This window comes from Nonomuraea sp. CA-143628, assembly GCF_050942315.1.
Classification (GTDB): domain Bacteria; phylum Actinomycetota; class Actinomycetes; order Streptosporangiales; family Streptosporangiaceae; genus Nonomuraea.
Map to the genome: position 1 here is coordinate 6,356,794 of NZ_CP192072.1, position 19,452 is coordinate 6,376,245.

At 69.9% G+C, this 19,452-nt stretch carries 18 protein-coding genes and 1 pseudogene; 12 read left to right on the forward strand and 7 right to left on the reverse strand.

Going from position 1 to position 19,452, the window contains the following annotated elements:
- Window position 1: 1 nt before the first annotated feature.
- The 6 genes from ACQP2T_RS29080 to ACQP2T_RS29105 all read right to left on the reverse strand — a co-directional run bounded on the left by ACQP2T_RS29080 (window position 2) and on the right by ACQP2T_RS29105 (window position 4,957).
- Complete coding sequence (locus ACQP2T_RS29080; protein WP_433519221.1) at window positions 2-193, reverse strand: ferredoxin; 192 nt, start codon at window positions 191-193, stop codon at window positions 2-4.
- The gene (locus ACQP2T_RS29085) at window positions 190-1,527 is read right to left on the reverse strand and encodes a cytochrome P450 (RefSeq protein ID WP_433519222.1); all 1,338 of its coding nucleotides are present in this window, start codon (window positions 1,525-1,527) and stop codon (window positions 190-192) included. The genes ACQP2T_RS29080 and ACQP2T_RS29085 overlap by 4 nt, the downstream gene beginning before the upstream one ends.
- Window positions 1,524-2,300: an SDR family oxidoreductase gene (locus tag ACQP2T_RS29090; protein WP_433519223.1), complete on the reverse strand. Its 777-nt coding sequence runs from the start codon at window positions 2,298-2,300 to the stop codon at window positions 1,524-1,526. Before ACQP2T_RS29090 ends, ACQP2T_RS29085 begins: the two co-directional genes overlap by 4 nt.
- A 14-nt stretch (window positions 2,301-2,314) precedes the next feature.
- Window positions 2,315-3,514, reverse strand: a complete 1,200-nt coding sequence (locus ACQP2T_RS29095) for a cytochrome P450 (protein WP_433519224.1) — start codon at window positions 3,512-3,514, stop codon at window positions 2,315-2,317.
- A 10-nt stretch (window positions 3,515-3,524) separates the two neighbouring features.
- Window positions 3,525-4,127, reverse strand: a complete 603-nt coding sequence (locus ACQP2T_RS29100) for a TetR/AcrR family transcriptional regulator (RefSeq protein WP_433519225.1) — start codon at window positions 4,125-4,127, stop codon at window positions 3,525-3,527.
- A gap of 68 nt (window positions 4,128-4,195) precedes the next feature.
- Entirely contained in the window at window positions 4,196-4,957 is a 762-nt protein-coding gene (locus ACQP2T_RS29105; protein ID WP_433519226.1) for a FadR/GntR family transcriptional regulator, read from the reverse strand.
- A gap of 183 nt (window positions 4,958-5,140) precedes the next feature.
- Between ACQP2T_RS29105 and ACQP2T_RS29110 the strand changes: the two genes are divergently transcribed.
- From ACQP2T_RS29110 to ACQP2T_RS29140, 7 genes are all read left to right on the forward strand, one after another.
- Window positions 5,141-6,379 carry an ABC transporter substrate-binding protein gene (locus tag ACQP2T_RS29110; protein ID WP_433519227.1) on the forward strand — a complete coding sequence of 413 codons (1,239 nt, stop codon included), beginning with the start codon at window positions 5,141-5,143 and terminating at the stop codon, window positions 6,377-6,379.
- A 2-nt stretch (window positions 6,380-6,381) separates the two neighbouring features.
- Window positions 6,382-7,317, forward strand: coding sequence for a carbohydrate ABC transporter permease (locus ACQP2T_RS29115; RefSeq protein ID WP_433519228.1), 936 nt, complete (start codon window positions 6,382-6,384; stop codon window positions 7,315-7,317).
- A complete protein-coding gene (locus tag ACQP2T_RS29120) occupies window positions 7,314-8,129 on the forward strand; it encodes a carbohydrate ABC transporter permease (protein ID WP_433519229.1) in 816 nt (271 codons plus the stop codon). Before ACQP2T_RS29115 ends, ACQP2T_RS29120 begins: the two co-directional genes overlap by 4 nt.
- Window positions 8,130-8,134: 5 nt before the next feature.
- Window positions 8,135-9,283 (forward strand): galactonate dehydratase, encoded by a 1,149-nt coding sequence (gene dgoD, locus ACQP2T_RS29125; protein WP_433519230.1) that lies wholly within the window; start codon window positions 8,135-8,137, stop codon window positions 9,281-9,283.
- A 48-nt stretch (window positions 9,284-9,331) separates the two neighbouring features.
- Entirely contained in the window at window positions 9,332-10,561 is a 1,230-nt protein-coding gene (gene manD, locus ACQP2T_RS29130) for a D-mannonate dehydratase ManD (protein ID WP_433519231.1), read from the forward strand.
- A 78-nt stretch (window positions 10,562-10,639) separates the two neighbouring features.
- Window positions 10,640-12,937, forward strand: a complete 2,298-nt coding sequence (locus tag ACQP2T_RS29135; RefSeq protein WP_433519232.1) for a polysaccharide lyase 8 family protein — start codon at window positions 10,640-10,642, stop codon at window positions 12,935-12,937.
- Window positions 12,938-13,028: 91 nt separating this feature from the next.
- The gene (locus ACQP2T_RS29140) at window positions 13,029-13,439 is read left to right on the forward strand and encodes a hypothetical protein (protein WP_433519233.1); all 411 of its coding nucleotides are present in this window, start codon (window positions 13,029-13,031) and stop codon (window positions 13,437-13,439) included.
- An 18-nt stretch (window positions 13,440-13,457) separates the two neighbouring features.
- On the opposite strand, the gene ACQP2T_RS29145 is transcribed toward ACQP2T_RS29140, so the two are convergent.
- Window positions 13,458-14,102 carry a TetR/AcrR family transcriptional regulator gene (locus ACQP2T_RS29145; RefSeq protein ID WP_433519234.1) on the reverse strand — a complete coding sequence of 215 codons (645 nt, stop codon included), beginning with the start codon at window positions 14,100-14,102 and terminating at the stop codon, window positions 13,458-13,460.
- A gap of 168 nt (window positions 14,103-14,270) precedes the next feature.
- On the opposite strand from ACQP2T_RS29145, the gene ACQP2T_RS29150 reads away from it, so the two are divergent.
- The 5 genes and pseudogenes from ACQP2T_RS29150 to ACQP2T_RS29170 all read left to right on the forward strand — a co-directional run.
- Window positions 14,271-15,152 (forward strand): sugar phosphate isomerase/epimerase family protein, encoded by an 882-nt coding sequence (locus ACQP2T_RS29150; protein ID WP_433519235.1) that lies wholly within the window; start codon window positions 14,271-14,273, stop codon window positions 15,150-15,152.
- Window positions 15,149-16,192 carry a Gfo/Idh/MocA family protein gene (locus ACQP2T_RS29155; RefSeq protein WP_433519236.1) on the forward strand — a complete coding sequence of 348 codons (1,044 nt, stop codon included), beginning with the start codon at window positions 15,149-15,151 and terminating at the stop codon, window positions 16,190-16,192. Before ACQP2T_RS29150 ends, ACQP2T_RS29155 begins: the two co-directional genes overlap by 4 nt.
- A complete protein-coding gene (locus ACQP2T_RS29160) occupies window positions 16,189-17,202 on the forward strand; it encodes a hypothetical protein (RefSeq protein ID WP_433519237.1) in 1,014 nt (337 codons plus the stop codon). The genes ACQP2T_RS29155 and ACQP2T_RS29160 overlap by 4 nt, the downstream gene beginning before the upstream one ends.
- Before the next feature lie 277 nt (window positions 17,203-17,479).
- Window positions 17,480-18,751, forward strand: coding sequence for an MFS transporter (locus ACQP2T_RS29165; RefSeq protein WP_433519238.1), 1,272 nt, complete (start codon window positions 17,480-17,482; stop codon window positions 18,749-18,751).
- Between the two features lie 192 nt (window positions 18,752-18,943).
- Window positions 18,944-19,336: pseudogene (locus tag ACQP2T_RS29170) on the forward strand (ATP-binding cassette domain-containing protein); the annotation flags it as partial.
- Between the last annotated feature and the right edge of the window lie 116 nt (window positions 19,337-19,452).

Below are 19,452 nucleotides of genomic sequence, written 5' to 3' on the forward strand. Positions count from 1 at the left end.
GTCAACCTCCCAGCTTGAGTGCTTGCGTCGGGCAGTAGCGGACCGCGGCCTCGACTCGGGCGCGCAGCGGCTCGCCGGGCTCGTCCACGAGGACGCGGACCTTGCCCTTGCGCGGGACCTCGAAGACCTCGGGCGCCTCCAGCTCGCACATGGCGTGGCCCTGGCAGAGGTCCAGGTCGGCTCGCACCTTCACGATCTACGCCTCCGGTAGCGGACCAGGCACGGCCGGGCGAGCTGGACGACCATCTTGGAGTGGTCGTCGCGGTACGACTCCGGGTCCTGGGCCGGCTCGAACTCCCAGTCCCGCAGCAGCGCCGAGAAGATCGCCTTGAGCTGGATCATCGCGAAGTTGGCGCCCACGCAGCGGTGCCGGCCGGCGCCGAACGGCACCCAGGTCCACCGATTGAGCAGGTCCTCCTCGCGCGGCTTGGCGTACCGGGCGGGGTCGAAGCGGTCGGGCTCGGGGAAGTCCCCGGGGATCCGGTTGGAGACCGCCAGACCGCACCCGACCAGGGTCTCGGCCGGGATGCGGTAGCCGAGCACCTCGTGGTCGGACTTGGCCACCCGCAGCAGCAGGATCAGCGGCGGGTGCAGCCGCAGCGCCTCCTTGATCGCCGACTCCAGCAGCGGGATCTCGCGCAGCGCCTGGAAGCTGATCTCCGAGCCGTCGGCGTACAGGTCGTCCAGCTCCCGTACGACGCCGTCCAGGACGTCCGGGTGGCGCAGCAGCTCGATCAGCGTCCAGGCCGCGGTGCCGGAGGTGGTGTGATGCCCGGCGAACATCATCGAGATGAACATCCCGGTGATCAGATCCGCGGAGAAGCGAGGCGTCCCGTCGTCCGCCCGGATCGACATCAGCACGTCGAGCAGGTCCCGCTCCTCGCGGGGCGGGCGCGGCGCCGCGGCCCGGCCCCGCATGATGCCCTCGACCAGCGCCACGAGCTCGACGCGGGCGGCGTCGCGACGGCGGAAGCTGTCGATGTCGGCGTGTGGATCGACGTAGGCGATCGCGTCGGTGCCCCGCTCCAGATCGTGGTAGAGCTCGGCGAAGCGGCGGTCGAGCTGGTCGCGGAACCGCTTGCCGATCAGGCACGCCGAAGAGGTGTAGATGGTCAGCTCGGCGAACCAGTCGAGCAGGTCGATCTCGCCCTCCTCGCCCCACGCGCCGACCATCGCGTCCACCTCGGCGGCGATCGTCGCGGCGTGGCCCTTGAGGAAGGAGCCCTTGAGCGCCTGATTGTGCAGGGCCTCGCGGCGCTGCTCGGGCGTCGCGTCGAAGAGCACGCCCTCGCCGAAGATCGGCGTCATGAAGGGGTACGCCTCGGCCTGGTCGAGCTCCTCGTCCGGGGCGCGGAAGAAGAACTCGTTCGCCTCGGCCCCGGACAGCAGCACCACCGGGCGGCCGGCCAGCCGGAACTCCCCGACGTCGCCGCACTCCTCGCGCACGCGGCGCATCAGGCCGATGGGATCGCCGCGCAGCTCGTCGAGGTGGTCGGGACCACCGGAGACGATCGCCGGATCCTTCATGACGGGACCGCCCTTTCCGGCTGGACCTCCACCAGCGTCAGGTGGACGCCGCGCGGCGCGGTCGCCACGGTCATGATCACCTCGGCGACCTGCTCCGGCTTGAGGAAGTACGGATGCCGGGCCAGACCCCACGCCGCCCAGTCCTCCAGCACGGCGGCGGTGGTCTCGGCGTCCCAGGTCATGCCCATCCCCGTCATCGTCGGGCCGGGCCGGACCACCGACACCCGCACGCCGGAGCCCTCCAGCTCCATCCGCATGGCCCGGGCCATCCCCTCGATGCCGTTCTTCGCCGCGACGTAGGCGCCCATGCGGGGCCGCGGCGACGGCACCACGTCGGAGGAGACGAACACGACGTCGCCGCGCGCCCGGGTGACCATGCCGGGCACCACCTGGGACACCAGCCGGTGCGCGCCGACCAGGTGCACCTGGAGCTGCGCGGCGAACGCCTCCGGATCGAGCTCGTGGACCCGCTCGGCGCTCAGGTCCCCGGCGCCCGAGACGACGATCTCCGCATCGCCGTACGCGTCCGCGGCCGCCGCCACGTACGCCTTGACCGAGTCGGAGTCGGAGACGTCCAGCGGGAGGGCGACGGCCTGGCCGCCCTTCTCACGGATGGCCGTGGCGATCTGCTCGCACCGGTCCACGCGGCGGGCGCCGAGGGCCACCGGATGACCGGCGGCGGCGAGCAAGGTGGCGGTGGCCGCGCCGATCCCGGACGAGGCCCCGGCGACCAGCGCGGGGCGGTGTTCCGGGTGGGGGGCGAATCGGGGCATGAAGGCGGGCCTCCTTATCGGGGGGTGACGGTCATGGGTAAGGCGGCGAAGCCCCTGACGTTGACGGAGTGCACGCGTACGGCCCGCCCGGCGTCGAGGTCGTAGGCCCGGACCACGCGCACGAACTCGGTCAAAGCCAGCCTCGCCTCCAACCGGGCCAGGTTGGCGCCGAGGCAGAAGTGCCTCCCACCGCCGAAGCTGATCAGCGGCGCGGTGTCCCGGTCCAGGTCGTAGGCGTCGGGATCGGCGAACGCCCGCTCGTCGCGGTTGGCCGCCCCGATCAGCAGCAGCATCCGCTCGCCGGCCGGGACGCGGGTGCCGTACAGCTCGGTTTCCTCGGTGACCGTGCGCGCGATCATCTGGCTGGAGGTGTCGAACCGCAGCGTCTCCTCGACCCACGCGGGCACTACGCCCGGGTCGGCCAGCACCTTGGCCAGCTGCTCGGGGTTGCGCCAGCCCCAGTACAGGGCGTTGGCGAGCAGCTTGGTGGTGGTCTCGTTGCCCGCCACGACCATGAGGAACAGGAACGCGATGACCTCCTCGTCGGTCATCCGGTCCTTGCCCTCCTGAGCGGCGAGCAGCGCCGAAGTGAGATCGGACCCCGGTCTGCGGCGGCGTTCCGCGACCAGGTCCTCGTAGTAGCCGGCCAGCACGAGCGCGGCCTCCATGCCGACCGGCGGAATGTCGTTGAGTCCCTCCTCGCGGTGCACCACCAGGTCGGCCAGCCGCCGTACCTCGTCGCGGTCGGCCTCCGGGACGCCCATCAGCTCGGAGATCACGTCCATCGGGAGCCTGCCCGCGAAGTCGGCGATCACGTCGAACTCGCCCGCCGCCACCGCCGGGCCGAGGTATCGCCTGGTCAGCCGCAGGATGTCGGCCTCCAGCCCGCGCACCCGCCGCGGCGTGAAGCCCTTCGAGACCAGATTGCGCATCCGGGTGTGCGTGGGCGGGTCCATGGCCAGGAAGGACATCGTCCGGTGCGCCGCCGGGCCCCACGCGCTCGGGTCGAGGGAGACGCCGTTGACGCTGGAGTAGCGCGCGTGGTCCCGGAAGGCGGCCGATACGTCGGCGTGCCGGGAGATCGCCCAGAAGTCGAGCTCGTCGTTGCGGTAGAGCGGCGCCTGGTCGCGCAGCCACCGGTAGGCGGGGTAGGGGTCCTCGTGGATCGCGTAGTCGTACGGGCTGTAGTCGTACGTGCTGTGGGGGGCGGGCACGGCGATCACCTCACAGGATCGGTTCGCCTTGCAGAAGCAGCTCGGCCACCTCGGCGAGCCGGTCGGCCATTTCGGCGTACGAGCTGTAGCCGATGCCCGCGTGCACGAGCGCGCCCGCGTACGCGAACTCCAGCGCGTTGAGAATCCGGGCGTCCGACTCCGACGGCTTGGCGTCGGGGTTCAGCGCGGTCCGCAGGCGTCGGCGGATGGCCTTGCCGATGCGCAGCCGCAGCTCCTGAACGTCCGGATCGGTGCCGAGCAGCGCGCTCGTACAGGCGGCGGCGAGCCGGGGGTCGTCGGAGACCAGCAGCGCGATCTCCCGCAGCACCGCGATCACCCGCTCCCGTGGCGCCTGCCTGGACGGCTGGATCGGCGGCAGCGCGCTCAGCCGCCGCCAGAACACCTCGGTGATGAGATGGTTCTTCGAGGTGAAGTACGTGTACGCGGTGGCCGGCGCCACCCCCGCACGGCGCGCCACGTTGCGCACGGTGAACCCGTCGAAGCCGCTCGCCCGGACCTCCTCGACCGCCGCGTCGGTGAGACGACGCACCGTGTCGGCCTGCCGGTCGGACAGCCGGCGGCGGGTGGACTCCGTCATCAATTCGCCGGACATGTGTCCAGACGCTAGTTCAGGCATGTCTCCGGCGCAAGAGCCGGCCTACCGGCTCGTCGCTGAGCCGGTCACCTTCCCCCTGGCTCCACGGCCTGCTCCCACAAGGACTTCATCTCGGCGAACCCTTGCTCCATGATCCGCACCATGGCCTCCCGGGCCCGCTCGCCGTCGCGCCGCTGGATCGCCTGGGCCACGTCGGTGTGCAGCTGCAACGCCTCCTCGTCCGGGTTGTGCGGCATCAGATGGTAGTGGTGCCGGCCGGTGAGCACCTCGGCGACGATCAGCTGCAGTTTCGCGAACATCTCGTTGCCGGAGCCGGCCAGCACCCGCCGGTGGAATTCGATGTCCAGGTCGAGGAAGCGCGGCTCATCGCCGGCTTTCCCCGCGGCCCACATCTTGGCCGCGAGGCCGACCAGCTCGCTCGCCTCGTTGTCGTCGATCCGCTCGGCGGCCAACCAGGCGGCGTGCGGCTCGATCGCGGTCCGTAGCTCGGTGATCGAGCGCATCTGCGCCATCCGCCCGGCCGAGGCCAGCCGCCAGCGGATCACCTGCGGATCGAAGACGCTCCACCCCTCGGCGGGCTGGATCATGATCCCGACCCGGCGCCGGGTCTCGATGAGTCCCATGGATGCGAGCACCCGCAGCACCTCGCGGATCACCGAGCGGGAGACCCGGTAGCGGTCGACCAGGTCGTCGATGCTCAGGACGGAACCGGCGGCCACATCGCCGCTGCAGATGGCGGTGCCGAGGTGGTCGAGGACGCGTGCGTGTAGCCCAGTCTCGGCAGGGGAGGGCTGGATTGGGGCGCCCTCTGGAGGGGACTGATTCACGGCATAAAGCATATCAGTTGAAGCCAGCTCTTGAATAAGTCTGCTTTTTTGTCCTAGCATCCCGGAATTAAGCCGATGTTACGAGAGTGTGGCGCTCTTCCGGGGGCGGCGGCCATGACAGAAAGGCGAGATGACGTGCAACGTCGATCGATATTCAGTACTTCTCTGGCCGTGGTTGTCGCCATGAGCCTGTCCGCCTGTGGCGGCGGTGACGACAGCGGTGCGTCCAAGACGGTCCGGGTCACCCTGGCCAACCACGTCTGGACGGAGAACATCAAGAAGGCCCTGCCCGAGTTCGAGAAGCAGACCGGGCTCAAGGTCGAGGTCACTCAACTCGGCGAGGACCAGCTCTCCGACCAGTACAACGTCAAGCTGAACGCCGGCTCGTCCGACATCGACGTGATGATGTACCGCCCCCTGCAGGAGGGGAAGCTCTTCGCCAAGAACAAGTACCTGACCGACCTGTCGGACCAGGTGAAGGCCAACAAGGACTGGGACTTCAGCGACTTCCAGGCCGGCCCGGTGGAGGCCACCACATACGACGGCAAGCCGGTCGGTGTCCCGATCATCACCGAGCAGGAGGTCCTCTACTACCGCAAGGACCTGCTCGACAAGGCCGGCCTGAGCGCCCCGCCGAAGACCCTCGACGAGCTGAAGGCCGCCGCCGCCAAGGTCAAGGCGGCCCAGCCGGACGTCGCGGGCTTCGTCGCCCGCACCGGCAAGTCGCCGGCGGTCACCCAGTTCTCCAGCTTCCTCTACAGCTTCGGCGGCGACTTCGTCGACGGCGGCGGCAAGGCCGCGGTCAACAGCGACGCGGCCAAGCAGGCGTACGCCTACTACGGCGGGCTGATCAAAGACTCCGGCCCGGCGAACGTCAGCACCGATATGGGCTGGCCCGAGGCGATGGCCATCTTCACCCAGGGCAAGGCCGCCTTCTACACCGAGGCCGACTCGCTCTACAAGAACGCCACCGATCCGGCCAAATCCAAGGTCGCGGACAAGGTCGGCTTCGCGCCGTTCCCGGCCGGCCCGGCCGGTTCGAAGCCGTACAACATCCCGTCGTGGGCACTGGGCATCAACTCCAGCTCGGAGAACCAGGCAAACGCCTGGAAGTTCATCGAGTGGGCCACCGGCAAGGGCCAGACGCTCAGCCAGCAGACGTCCGGCGTGCCGGGCGCCCGTAGCTCCGTCTGGGCCAACCCGCAGGGCACCTCGACCTTCCCGAAGGACCTGGTGGAGGCCATCACGGTCAGCACCAAGGCCGGGGTGGGCCATGACCGGCCGCTGGTCGTGAAGGTTCCCGAGGCCCGCGAGATCGTCGGCCAGCCGATCGTCGATGCGATCACCGGCAAGGACGCCGCGGCGGCCGCTGACACGGCCAACGCCGCATTCCAGAAGTTCCTGGACGACGAGGCCAAGTAAGTATGGCAACGATCACCACCACCGAGGCGCCGCCCAGCGCCCCCGACACGCCCGGCTGGGTGCGCTGGGCCAATGACCACCGCAAGTGGCTCTTCGCCGCGCCCGCGATGGCCTTCGTCACCGCGCTGATCGTGTTCCCACTGGCCTGGACCGGCTATCTCAGCCTGACCGACGCCGAGGGATCCGTCCGCGCGGAGAGCGAGTTCGTGGGCTTCCAGAACTACCTCGACGTCTTCACGGACACCGCCCGGTTCTGGCCCGCCGTAGGACGGACCGCCACGTTCACGGTGGTCGCGCTGCTGTTCGAGGTGGTCCTCGGGATGGCGATCGCCCTGCTGCTGTGGCGGCCGTTCAAAGGGCAGAGATGGGTCCGGGTCGCCATCCTGATGCCGCTCGTCGCCACCCCGGTCGCGGTCGGCATGATGTGGCGGCTCATCTTCGACCCGAACATCGGCATGGCCAACCAGATCCTCGGCTGGGTCGGCATCGGGCCGCAGCCGTGGCTCGCCGGCCAGCACACGGCCTTGCCCACCACGATCTTCATCGACGTGTGGCAGTGGACACCGATGGTGACGCTGATCCTGCTCGCCGGGCTCACCTCACTGTCGGACGAGCCGCAGGAGGCGGCGCGCATCGACGGCGCCAGCACCTGGCAGCGTTTCCGGCACGTGACCCTGCCGCTGCTGGGGCCCACGCTGACCGTGGCGATCCTGCTTCGCGGCATCGACGCGCTGAAGACCTTCGACATCCTCTACGCCACGAAGGGCCGCGGCGGCGGTTCGTTCCACGAGGTAGAGACGCTGAACGTGTACGCCTACGGCCTCAGCTTCGACTACAACGAGTACGGCGTCTCCTCCACCGTCCTCATCCTCTTCTTCCTGATCATCATCGGGGCGATGTGGGCCCTGACCGCCCGGCGCAAGGAGGCCAAGCGATGAAGCCCCGTCCCGCGTACCGGGTGTTCCGGGTGGTGGCACTCACCTTCGTGGTGCTCTCGCTGCTCGCGCCGCTGCTCTGGATGATCGCCGCGTCGTTCAAGACCAACGTCGACATCTACGACCCGGGCAAGGCGCTCGCCTTCTCACCCACCATGGACAACTACGCCAAGGTGCTCCAGCAGGCCAACTACGTCGAGTTCATCCTCAACAGCCTCTGGGTGGCGTTCGCCGCCACCGTGGCGTCGCTGATCCTCGGCCTGCCGGCCGCGTACTCGATGAGCCGGTTCAACATGAGAAAGTCCGCGCTGGTGGTGCTGATGGCCCGGGTCATCCCCGGTGTCTCGCTGCTGGTGCCCTGGTATTACGTCTTCTCCAACCTGAAGATGGTCGGCGGCTTCGGGGTGCTGATCCTCAGCCACATGTTCGTCGCGCTGCCGCTGGTGGTCTACATCATGATGGGCTACTTCGACAGCCTGCCCGAGGAGCTGGAGGAGGCGGGGCTGGTCGACGGGCTGACCCACATCGGCGCGTTCCGCCGCATCCTGCTGCCGCTGTCCGTGCCGGGTATCGCCACCGCGGGGATCTTGTCCTTCATCTTCTCCTGGAACAACTTCATGTTCGCGCTCGTGCTCTCCGACGCGGACACCAAGACCCTGCCCGTGGCGATCTTCGACTTCGTCGGCTACGCCAGCATCGACTGGGGCGGTCTGATGGCCGCGGCCACCGTGGTCACCGTACCGATCATGGTGATCGCCTTGTTCGTGCAGAAATACGTGGTCTCCGGCCTCACCGCCGGCGCGACAAAGGGCTGACCGGCATGACGACCATCGCCCGCATCGAGACCTTTCTCGTCGCCCCCCGCTGGCTCTTCGTCCGGGTGGAGACCGACTCCGGGATCGTCGGCTGGGGTGAGGCCACCTGCGAAGGGCGCTCCGAGACCGTCCGCGCCGCCATCGACCAGCTCGCGGAGCTGCTGATCGGCCGGGACGCGCTGCGCATCGAGGACCACTGGCAGGTGCTGACCAAGGGCTCGTTCTACCGGGGCGGTCCGATCCTGGCCAGCGCCGTGGCGGGCCTCGACCAGGCCCTCTGGGACATCGCCGGCAAGCACTTCGGCGCCCCGGTGCACCAGCTGCTCGGCGGTCCGGTCCGGGACCGGATCCGGATGTACGGCTGGGTCGGCGGCGACGAGCCCAGCGAGGTCCGCGACCACATCGCCGCCCAGGTCGAGGCCGGGCTCACCGCGGTGAAGATGAACGCCTCCGGCAAGATGAGCCCGGTCGCCTCGGTCGCCGAACTGAACGGCGTGGTCGCCCGGGTGGCCGCCGCCCGCGAGGTGCTCGGCGACGACCGTGACGTCGCCGTCGACCTGCACGGGCGGTTCACCCTGGCCAACGCCCGCCGTCTGGCGCCGCTGCTGGAGCCGTATCGGCCGCTGTTCCTGGAGGAGCCGGTCGTCCCGGAGAACTCCCACCTCATCGGCGAGTTCGTCCGCTCGACCACCATCCCGGTGTCGACGGGGGAGCGGCTCTACAGCCGGCAGGAGTTCCTGCCCGCCCTCCAAGCCGGCATCGCGGTCGCCCAGCCTGACCTCTCGCACGCCGGCGGCATCACCGAGGTACGCAAGATCGCCACCCTCGCCGAGATGTACGACGTGCAGCTCGCCCCGCACTGCCCGCTCGGCCCGATCGCCCTCGCGGCCTGCCTGCAGATCGGCTTCGCCACGCCGAACTACCTCATCCAAGAACAGAGCATCGGCATCCACTACAACCGCGGCGCCGAGGTGCTCGACTACTGCCTCGACAAGACCCCGTTGGCTTTCGTGGACGGGTACGTCGAGCGGCTCACCGCGCCCGGCCTGGGGATCGAGGTCGACGATCAGGCGGTCCGCTCCGCCGGCGAACGAGGACACGCCTGGCGCAGCCCCATCTGGCGGCACCGGGACGGTTCCTACGCCGAATGGTGAGCGTGATCCCTCGACCTCGCCGCCACCACCTGTGAGAAAGGCATCTGCGTGAAGATCATCGCAGCGGACGTCATCGTCGCCAGCCCCGACCGCAACTTCGTCACCCTCAAGATCACGACGGACGAGGGGGTCACCGGGCTGGGAGACGGCACCCTCAACGGGCGTGAGCTGGCGGTCGCGTCGTACCTGGCCGACCACGTTGTCCCCCTCCTGCTCGGGCGGGACCCGCATCGCATCGAGGACACCTGGCAGTTCCTCTACCGCTCGGCGTACTGGCGGCGCGGGCCTGTCACCATGGCCGCCATCGCGGCCGTGGACGTGGCGCTTTGGGACATCAAGGCCAAGGCCGCCGGGATGCCGCTCTACCAACTGCTCGGCGGCGCCTCCCGGAACGGGATCATGGCGTACGGGCACGCCTCGGGCCGGGATCTGCAGGAGCTGTTCGACTCGATCCGCCTGCACCTGGACATGGGTTACCGGTCGATCCGGGTGCAGACCTCCGTACCTGGCATCAACGCCGTGTACGGAGTAGCCGCCCAGCCCAGTGCCGACGGCAAGCGGTACGACTACGAGCCGGCCCAGCGCACCGCGCTGCCCGCCGAAGAGGACTGGGACACCCGCGCCTACCTGCGCCACCTGCCCGGCGTCTTCGAGGCGGTGCGCAACGAGTTCGGGCCCGAGCTACCGCTGCTGCACGACGGGCACCATCGGATGACCCCGATCCAGGCCGCCAAGCTCGGCAAGGCCCTTGAGCCGTACGACCTGTTCTGGCTGGAGGACTGCACACCGGCCGAGAACCAGGAGGCGCTGCGCCTGGTACGGCGGCACACCACCACCCCGCTGGCCATCGGCGAGGTCTTCAACACCGTGTGGGACTACCAGACCCTGATCCGCGAACAGCTCATCGACTACGTCCGCTCCGCCGTCACCCACACCGGGGGGATCACGGCCATGCGGAAGCTGCTCGACTACGCCGCCCAGTACCAGATCAAGTCCGGCATCCACGGCCCGACCGACATCTCGCCGGTCGGCATGGCCGCCGCCCTGCACCTGGACCTGGCGATCCACAACTTCGGCATCCAGGAGTACATGCAGCACGGCCAGGCGACCAACGAGGTGTTCCAGCAGTCGTTCAGCTTCACCGACGGCTACCTGCACCCCGGCGGGCTGCCGGGACTCGGCGTGGAGCTCGATGAGAAGGCCGCGGCGCGATTCCCGTACCAACCGGCGTACCTGCCGTTCAACCGGCTCGCGGACGGCACCGTCCATGACTGGTGAGCACGGCGGATCCGGGCTGTGGGCGAGTCGACATATGATCCTTTGAGCTGATGTTCGCCCGATAGTCGGAAGGCCGCCATGACCCACCCCCTCAGCCGGCGGTCCGCCCTGCTGGGCACCTCGGCCGTGGTCGGCCTCGCTCTCTGGGACAGACCGGCCGAGGCGGCCGGTGCCGCCACGTTCGGTGCCGCCACGTTCGACGCCGCGCGTGAGCGGTGGGTGAGCATGCTGGCCGGCGGGTCGTTCGACTCCGTCTACACCGACAAGGCGCAGGCGGTCGACGGCTCGGCCGGCGCGGTGCTGCGCAAGCTGAAGCCCGACCCCGGCCGCCCGAGCCTGTGGCCCGACCTGCCGCTCGACGACCCCCGTACGGGCAACTTCAACCGCGCCTACAACCGCATGCGCACCCTGGCGCTGGGCTGGGCCACGCCGGGCACCACCATGCACCGGGACGGGCGGGTCGCCGACACCGCGATCATGGCGCTGGACTTCCTGTACAAGCACGCCTACCACGAGGGACTCGACCGGCGGGGCAGCAACTGGTACTGGTGGGAGATCGGCGTCCCCCGCGCGCTGACCGACACCTGCGCCCTGCTGTACGACGGCCTGCCCAAGGACCGCCTTGAGCGCTGGCTGCGCCCCCTGCGCCGCTGGTGTCCCAACCCGGAGCGCCGCGTCAGCCACCCCGGCGTCGTCGAGACCGGCGCCAACCGGGCGGGCAAGGCCACGGCGGTGGCGATGCGCGGATTGCTCACCCACGACGCCCGCCTCGTCAAGCGGGCCAGGAACGCGGTCTCCGACCTGCTGCGGCCGACCAAGGGGCCGGGCGACGGCTTCTACCGTGACGGGTCGTTCATCCAGCACGACGTGTTTCCCTACAACGGCAGTTACGGCGTGGACTACCTGGAGAGCGTGGCCAAGCTGATCGCCATGCTCGCGAGGTCACCGTGGGAGATCACCGGAATCGGCAACGTCTACGACCTCGTGGATCGCTCGTTCGCGCCGTTCATCTTCGACGGGCTGATGATGGACTGCGTACGCGGCCGGCAGATCTCGGTGCAGGGCCACCGCGACCACCACTCGGGGGAGAAGGCGGTCGAGTCCATCCTCACCCTGCTGGAGGCGGCGCCCGAGCGCTACGCCGAGCGCTGGCGACCGCTGGTGAAGGGCTGGATCACCCGTAACCAGGCCGCCCCCACGCTCGCCCCGCTGGCGAGCATCGCCGGGGCCAAGGCCCTGCTGGACGACCTGTCGGTGCCGGTCGGCCCGCGCATGACGGGCACGTACGTCTTCGCCGACATGGACCGGGTCGTGCACCGCCGCCCCACCTGGGCCTACGCGATCGCGATGAGCTCGCAGCGCATCGGCGCAGCCGAGGCCATGAACCAGGAGAACCTGCACGGCTGGTACACCGGCGACGGCATGACCTACCTCTACACCGCCGACCTCACCCACTGGAACGACGACCTGTGGCCGACGATCGACCCGCACCGGCTGCCGGGCACGACGGTCGACACGCGCAGGCGTGCCCCCCTCTCGCACAGCAAGCGCCGCCTGCCGCCCACCCCGTGGGCGGGCGGCGTGGCACTCGACGGCGAGTACGGCGTGGCGGCCATGAAGCTGATCGCCGACGGCTCCTCACTGCGGGCCAAGAAGGCGTGGTTCCTGCTCGATGACGCGGTGATCGCCCTGGGCGCCGGCATCGCCGCCTCCGACGGCCGCCGCATCGAGACCATCGTGGAGAACCGCAACACCCACGACTGGCATCCGCCGCTGACCCGGGGCGACGGCTGGGTCCACCTGTCCGGCGTGGCCGGCTACGCGCTGCTCGACGGCGCCGACGCGAAGGTGATCCGCGAGCAGCGCACCGGCCGCTGGCGCGACATCGACAAGGGCGCCACCACCGGCGGCGACAGCACCCCCGTCACCAGGCACTACACGACGATCCTCCTCGACCATGGCGTCGATCCGCGCAAGGCGCGCTACGCCTATGCCGTCCTGCCCGACGCCTCCATCGCGCAGACCGCGGCGTACGGGCCGCGGATCAAGATCCTCGCCAACTCCCGGACAGTGCAGGCCATCGCCCGCGACAACGTGCTCGCCGCCGTCTTCTGGCGCGCGGGGACCGTCGAGACCGCGGACGGACCGCTCCACGCCGACGGCCCCTGCACGCTGCTGATCCGCCGCGACCACGGGCGGGTACGGCTGGCGGTCTCCGACCCGTCCAGGACTGCCGACGAGGTGAAGATCACGCTGCCCTGGCGGGTGAAATCGGTCAAGAAGCGCAGCCGCGGCGTGCGCAAGGCCAAGCGCTCGGTCAAGGTGGAGGTCGGTCGCAGCCGCGGGCACGCCCACGCCGCGGTGGTGCACGTCTGAGGCGCTGAAGCGCCAGTCACCATTGGCGCTCGCGAACTTTTCCTCATGCCGGAGCGACCAACTACGAAATCGACCATTACGGAGGCCGTTGATGACTTCGCCCGTGGCTGTGGAGCCGCCGTTAACCCGCCCGCACCGGTCCCGGCGGCTGAAGGGACTCGGGCTGGTCGTTCTCGGCATCGCGCTGGGTGTGGCGCTGTCCGTCGCGGTGCGGTGGCCGCGGTCCGAGGTGGTCTATCGCAGCGACCAGCCGGCCACTGTGGCCTACACCGACAATTCCAAGCATCTGCTGGCTCTGATTCATCGCAGCGCCCTTGCCGGGGAGTCGCACCAGATCTTCGTCGGCCGGGACCCCAGCCTTTCTTACGGCCATTGGGTGGACATCGAAACGTCCGCCGACTCTGTCAAGACGACAGAGTGGACGACCGCCGGGGTGCGGGTGCTTTTCAACACCGGGCACGAGCTCTTCATCCCCGCCAGGTACTTCATCGGCGGCAGGTGACCCTGGCCGGCCGATCGCTCAGAGACCCCCGAGGGGGAGCGGCGCGTACACGCCGCTCTTCCACCGCTCCAGCGTGTGGTCGAGATGGAAGCCGAACAGGCCGACGAGGTCCACCGTGGGATCAAGCAGCCACTGGATCTCGAGGCCGTCCATGGAGGCGCAGAGTCCGCGTGCTTCCGCCTCGGCCTGCGCGTCGGTCAACGGCGGGATCTCTCCCCTCTCCGCCGCCACGAGCAGGCGCTTGACCAGCATGTTCACGGTCCCCGTGTAACGGTTCTGGATGAAGGCTCGCGCCGGATGCTTCTCGTTGGACGCCTCGCCCATGAGGTGGATGAACAGCTCGAGCAGGCCCCGGTGCTGGGTGTGGTACGCCATGAAGTCGCGCAGGTCCTCGAAGGCCGCCAGCCCGCTCCGCTCCTCCACGCGCAGCGCGGCGGTCTCCCCCGCCCACCATTCGAGCACCGCGGCGAGCAACTCCTCCTTGTCCTGGAAGTGGCGGAGCAGAGCCGCGGGTGAGACCCCCACGTCCGCGGCGATCTGCCGCATGGACGCGCCGTTGTAGCCGCGCTCGCCGAAGGCCTTGGCGGCGGCCTTGACGATCTGCTCGCGGCGCTTGATGCCGCTCCGGTATGGGCCACGCGGAGCCCCGCCGACCTTCCCCACCCTCCGACCCTCCCACAAAAATCTTCGGATCGCCCTCTTGCGTCAAAAGCTATCATCCGTTTACGTTTTGAGTCTCAAAGGTTAACACTTGATCACATTTCCCTGATGGGCGTCGTTACGCCATGGAACAGGCGCGACGCGGGTATCCGCGCCCTTGGAAGGACCCAGATGATCGGCATCAACCCCCTGCCGTGGCTGCTCGGGCCGTCCGGCCTCACGCTGGACGTGCCCACCCTGCGCACCGCCTTTGCCGAGATCGCCGAAGCGGGCTTCACCGCAGTCCAGGCCGACGTGCCCGAGGGCATGCCCCCGGCCGCGTACCGCGCCCTCCTCGAGGAGTACGGACTCGCCTCGGCGCCCGGCTACTTCCAGGGCTCGTACGAAAGCCCCGACGCCCTGCCGGACATCCTCGAACGCGCCAGGCGACACGCGGGAACGCAGGCCGCGCTCGGCATGACCGAGGTGTTCATCGCCTCGGCCCTCACCCCCGAACGGATCGCCACACCCGCGGTCGGCGCCGCGTACGATCCGGGCAGACTCGACACCATCATCGAGAACCTCGCCCGAGCCTGCGAGGTCATCACCGCCGAGGGTCTGCGCCCGTGCGTGCACCCGCACGTCGGCACCTGGATCGAGACCGAGGTGGAGACCCGCGCGGTCCTGGACGCCATCGACCCGGGACTGCTGTCCTTCGGACCCGACACCGGCCACCTGCACTGGGCGGGCGCGGATCCGGTCGAGCTGATCACCCATTACCGCGAGCGGGTCGGCGCCGCGCACATCAAGGACGTCCACACCGCCGTCGCCCGGCAGGCTCGCGAGGCGGGCGCGGACTACTGGCAGGCCACCGTGGCCCGCCACCTGTGGACCGAGCCCGGCCAAGGTGACGTGGATCTCGACGGAACACTCGGTGCGCTGCCCGCCGACTTCGGCGGCTGGCTGGTGGTCGAGGTCGACGTGCCCGACCACGGCACTCCCAAGGACAGCGCGGTCCTGTCGCACCAATGGGTCACCACCCACCTCGGCGTCACACGGGAGGCGGCCCGATGACGACCACAGGCGTCGGATTCATCGGCGCGGGCCCGGTCACCCAGGCCATCCATCTCCCCGCCGTCGCCGGGCTGTCCGACCGGCTGCACGTAGCCCGCGTCATGGACGTCGACGAGGGCACCGCGGCCGCGGTCGCCGCCCGCACCGGCGCCGCCCACGGCACCTCTGTCGAAGAACTGCTCGCGGACCCGGCCGTCGAGATCGTCGCCGTGTGCAGCCCGCACACCTTCCATACCGAGCAGGCCGAGGCCGCCTGCCGGGCTGGCAAGAAGGCGGTCCTGGTGGAGAAGCCACTGGCCACCACTCTGGACGATGCCCGCAGGATCGCCAAGGCGTCCCAGGACACCGGCGTACCGATCGTGGTCGGCGCCATGCACACCTACGACCCGGCCTGGCTCGCCGCCGAGCGGCACTGGGGCGACCTGCCCGCCACCGCCCGGCGGGTGCGCTCGCGCATCGTGCTCCCACCCAACTCCCGCTTCGAGACCCTGGCCACCCAACTGCACGCCGAACCGGTGTTCCCGGTCCGCGGCGGCGACCCCTCGGATCCGGCGGTGCGGGCGGCGTCCATCCAGGCCGCGATCCTCGGCCTGGCCATCCACAACCTCCCGCTGGTACGGCGCTTCCTGCCGCACGTCGAGCGCATCGACGTCGCCCGTCCGCTCGCCCCGTTCGGGTACGTCCTCACCTTCCGGGGCGGCGGGCGGACCGCTGAGCTCATCGGGTACCTGCACGGCGGCTGGCGGGAGGAGTGGAGCTTCGAAGTGTGGGGCGACGGTGGCGAGCTGCGGCTCGACTTCACCCCGTCGTACGTGCGGGCCGGCTCGGCCACCGCGCAGCTGCGTACCGCCACCGGCCTGCGCACCTTCGGCCCCGACTCCGACAACGGCTACACCGCGGAATGGCGGCACCTCGCCGCCCTGGCCACCGGCGCCGAACCACTCCGCTACCGCGCCACCGACCTGGTCGACGACCTCGCCTACGCGCTGGACCTGGCAGAACGCGCCGCCGACCTCCTGCTCCAAGGAATCGCCGCATGACCACCGACATTCTCGCCCCACTCCCCGTCACGCTCACCGAGGTCGCCGACAACCCCGCCGTCCACGCCATCCTCGCCTCGCTGCCCAAGTACTTCCGCCCCGTCAGGCCGGGCGCCGGGCTGAGCACCCGGGCGAGTGACGGGCTGAGCGCCGGGGCGAGTGACGGACTGAGCGGCGGAGCGAGTGGCGGGCCTGGCGCAGGGGCGGTCGTCGCCGTGACGACCCTGGCCGCCCTGCGCGCCGCCCTTCACGACCGGCCGAGCGGCATCCTGCTCACCGGCACCATGGCCACTGACGCCAGTGACGCCGCGGACACCGCCCGCGCCACTGACGCCACTGACGCCGCGCAGACCGCCCGCGCCACTGACGCCGCGGACACCGGCCGCGCTGCGGACGCCGCTCATGCCGCGGACGTCGCGGGGGTGCGTGAACTCGCCGAACGTGTACGTGAACTGGCCGAACACGCGCACGCGATCGGCGTCCCCGTCGTCGTGGCCGGACCCTGGGCGCTCGACCCGGGGGTGACGGCCGTGGCCGGAGCGCTGAACACCGAGGGCGCCTCACTGATCGAGGTAACGGCGACGGTCCCGGCGGGGCGATCCCCGGCGGACGTCCTGCTGGACCAGCTCGCACTGCTGCGTACCGCGCTCGCCCCCGCCCGCGCCGTCGAGGTGATCCAGGCCGACGCGCATGGGCACCTCGCCCGCGCTCAGGTCGGCGAGGTGCCCGTCCACCTCGCCGCGACCGTCTCCGGCCTGGGCACCCGGCGGGCACGGTTGGACGTGCTGGGACCCAGCGTTCAGTGGCGCCTCTCGTTCGCCGACCCCGCCACGGCCGGCCCGGCCACCGTCGTCCGCACCGACGCGGACGGCGAGCACCTGTTTCCCACCGTGTACGAGAGCGCGTACCGCGCCGCCTGGCGCCACCTGCACGCCGCCGTCACCCACGGTGCCGTCCCACCGTATTCGCTACGCGACCTCGCCGACGACCTCGCCCTACTCGCAGCCTGACCCGGATCGCGGTCCCGCCGTTGGAACGGTCGCCTCGTCTCTCAGCTGCCTCGTTTCTCGGCCGCACCGTCCCTCGGTCGTCTCGCCTCTTGGTTGTCCCGCTGGTGGGACGGTCGCCCCGCCTCTCGGCCGCCTCGCCTCTGGGTCGCCCCGCCTCTCGGTTGTCCCGCTGGCGGGACGGCGGTCCCGCTTCTCGGCGCCACGCCCTCATGCCCCCATTGCCCCGGTTCCACTACCCCCGTTCCACCCACCCCCCGGTTCCACCCTCGGAGGTCCCGTGACCACTCTGCCGGCCTCGGCCGCGACCAGCCCGCACGACGAGCCGACCACTCCCGCGACCACCCGCTTCATCGCCTTGTACGCCTTCGGCCAGCTGGGACTCTGGGCCGCCCTGCTGACCCCGATCGTCGTGACCCTCTCCGTCAAGGTCGGCGCCATCGCTCCCGACACCAAGGCCGCCAGCCTCGGACTCATCCTGTCCGTGGGCGCGTTCCTGTCGATGGCCATCACCCCCATCTGGGGGAATCTCTCCGACCGCACCACCGGGCGCTTCGGCCGCCGCCGCCCCTGGCTCGTGGGCGGCGCCCTGTCCGGTGCGGCGGGGCTGCTCATCATGGCGCTCGCGCAGAACGTCCCCACGATCCTGATCGGCTGGTGCGTCACCCAGGCCGGTTACAACGCCGCCCAGGCCGCGCTGAACGCCATCAACCCCGACCACATACCGGAGCGGCAGCGTGGACGGGTCTCCGGCGTCCTCGGCCTGATGAGCAACGTCGGCATCCTGGCCGGCACGCTCATCACCACATCCGTCGCCGGTAACACATTCCTGATGTTCCTGCTACCGGGCGTCCTCGCCTTCATCGCGCTCGGGCTGCTCATCGCGTTCCTGCCCGACCATCCCGTCGACCAGAGTGCGCTCGGCCCCTTCCGCCTCCTCGACCTGCTGCGCAGCCTGTGGGTCAACCCCTTCGCTCACCGCGACTTCGGCTGGGCCTTCGCCGGTCGCTTCCTGCTCTTCACCGGTACCGCGTTCAAGCTCACGTTCGGCTTCTACGTCATCACCGACCGCCTCGGCTACAGTCCCCCCGAGGCCGTGTCCCTGGTCTTCACCGCCACGCTCGTCTTCACCGGCGGCTCAGTGCTCACGGCCACGATCGGCGGCTGGCTGTCCGACCGGCTGCAACGCAGGAAGGTCTTCGTGCTGGTGGCGTCCCTGATCATGGGTGTCGGCCTGCTGACCCTCGGCTTCACCACGACCTACTCTCAATATCTGGTCGGCTCGTTGATCCTGGGAATGGGGACGGGCGTGTACATGGCCGTCGACATGGCACTGGTCGTCCGGGTCCTGCCCAACCCCGAGAACGCGGCGAAGGACCTGGCCGTCTTCCAGATCGCCAACTCGCTGCCCCAGTCGCTTGCCCCGTTGATCGCGCCGCTCTTCCTCACCATCGGCGGCGGCGACCAGAACTACCCTGCCGCTTTCACGGCCGCCCTGGTGTTCGCCGTCCTTGGCGCACTGACGGTGCTTCCCATCCGCAAGGTCCGCTGACCTCCACAGCCTGCGCCGTCACGGGGGTTTACAGCAGGACTGGGGTGGTGCGTCTTGGCGGCATGATGGAGCGCGGTCAAGACGCACCACTCCTCCTATCTGATCGAGCTGGACGACGTGTGGTTCCGCTACGCCGACGACCACCCGTGGGTGCTTCGCGGGCTCAGCCTCCGTATCCCCGCTCGGCAGGCGATGGGGATCGTGGGACTCGACGGCGCGGGCAAGTCCACACTGGTGAAGCTGCTGTGCCGCTTCTACGACCCCACCCGAGGCACGATCCGCTGGGACGGTGTGGACATCCGCGAGGTGGATCCGGTGCACTTGCGGCGGCGTAGCGCCGCGGTGTCCCAGGACTACACGCACTACAACCTGACGGCTCGGGAGAACATCGAGGTCGGCGATCTCGACGCGCTCGCCGGCATCGACCGCATCCGCGCCGCCGCCCAGCGGGCCGGGATACACGACGTCCTGGCCGGGCTGCCCCGCGGGTATGACACCCTGCTGTCCCGGATGTTCCTGATGGAGTCCGACAAGAACGACGCCGACACGGGCGTGGTTCTCTTCGGCGGCCAGTGGCAGCGGGTCGCGCTGGCACGTGCGTTCCTCCGCGACCAGAGGGACCTGATGATCCTGGACGAACCGAGTGCCGGGCTCGACGCCGCGGCCGAGCGCGACGTACGCGCTTCACCGCAGCGGCACCC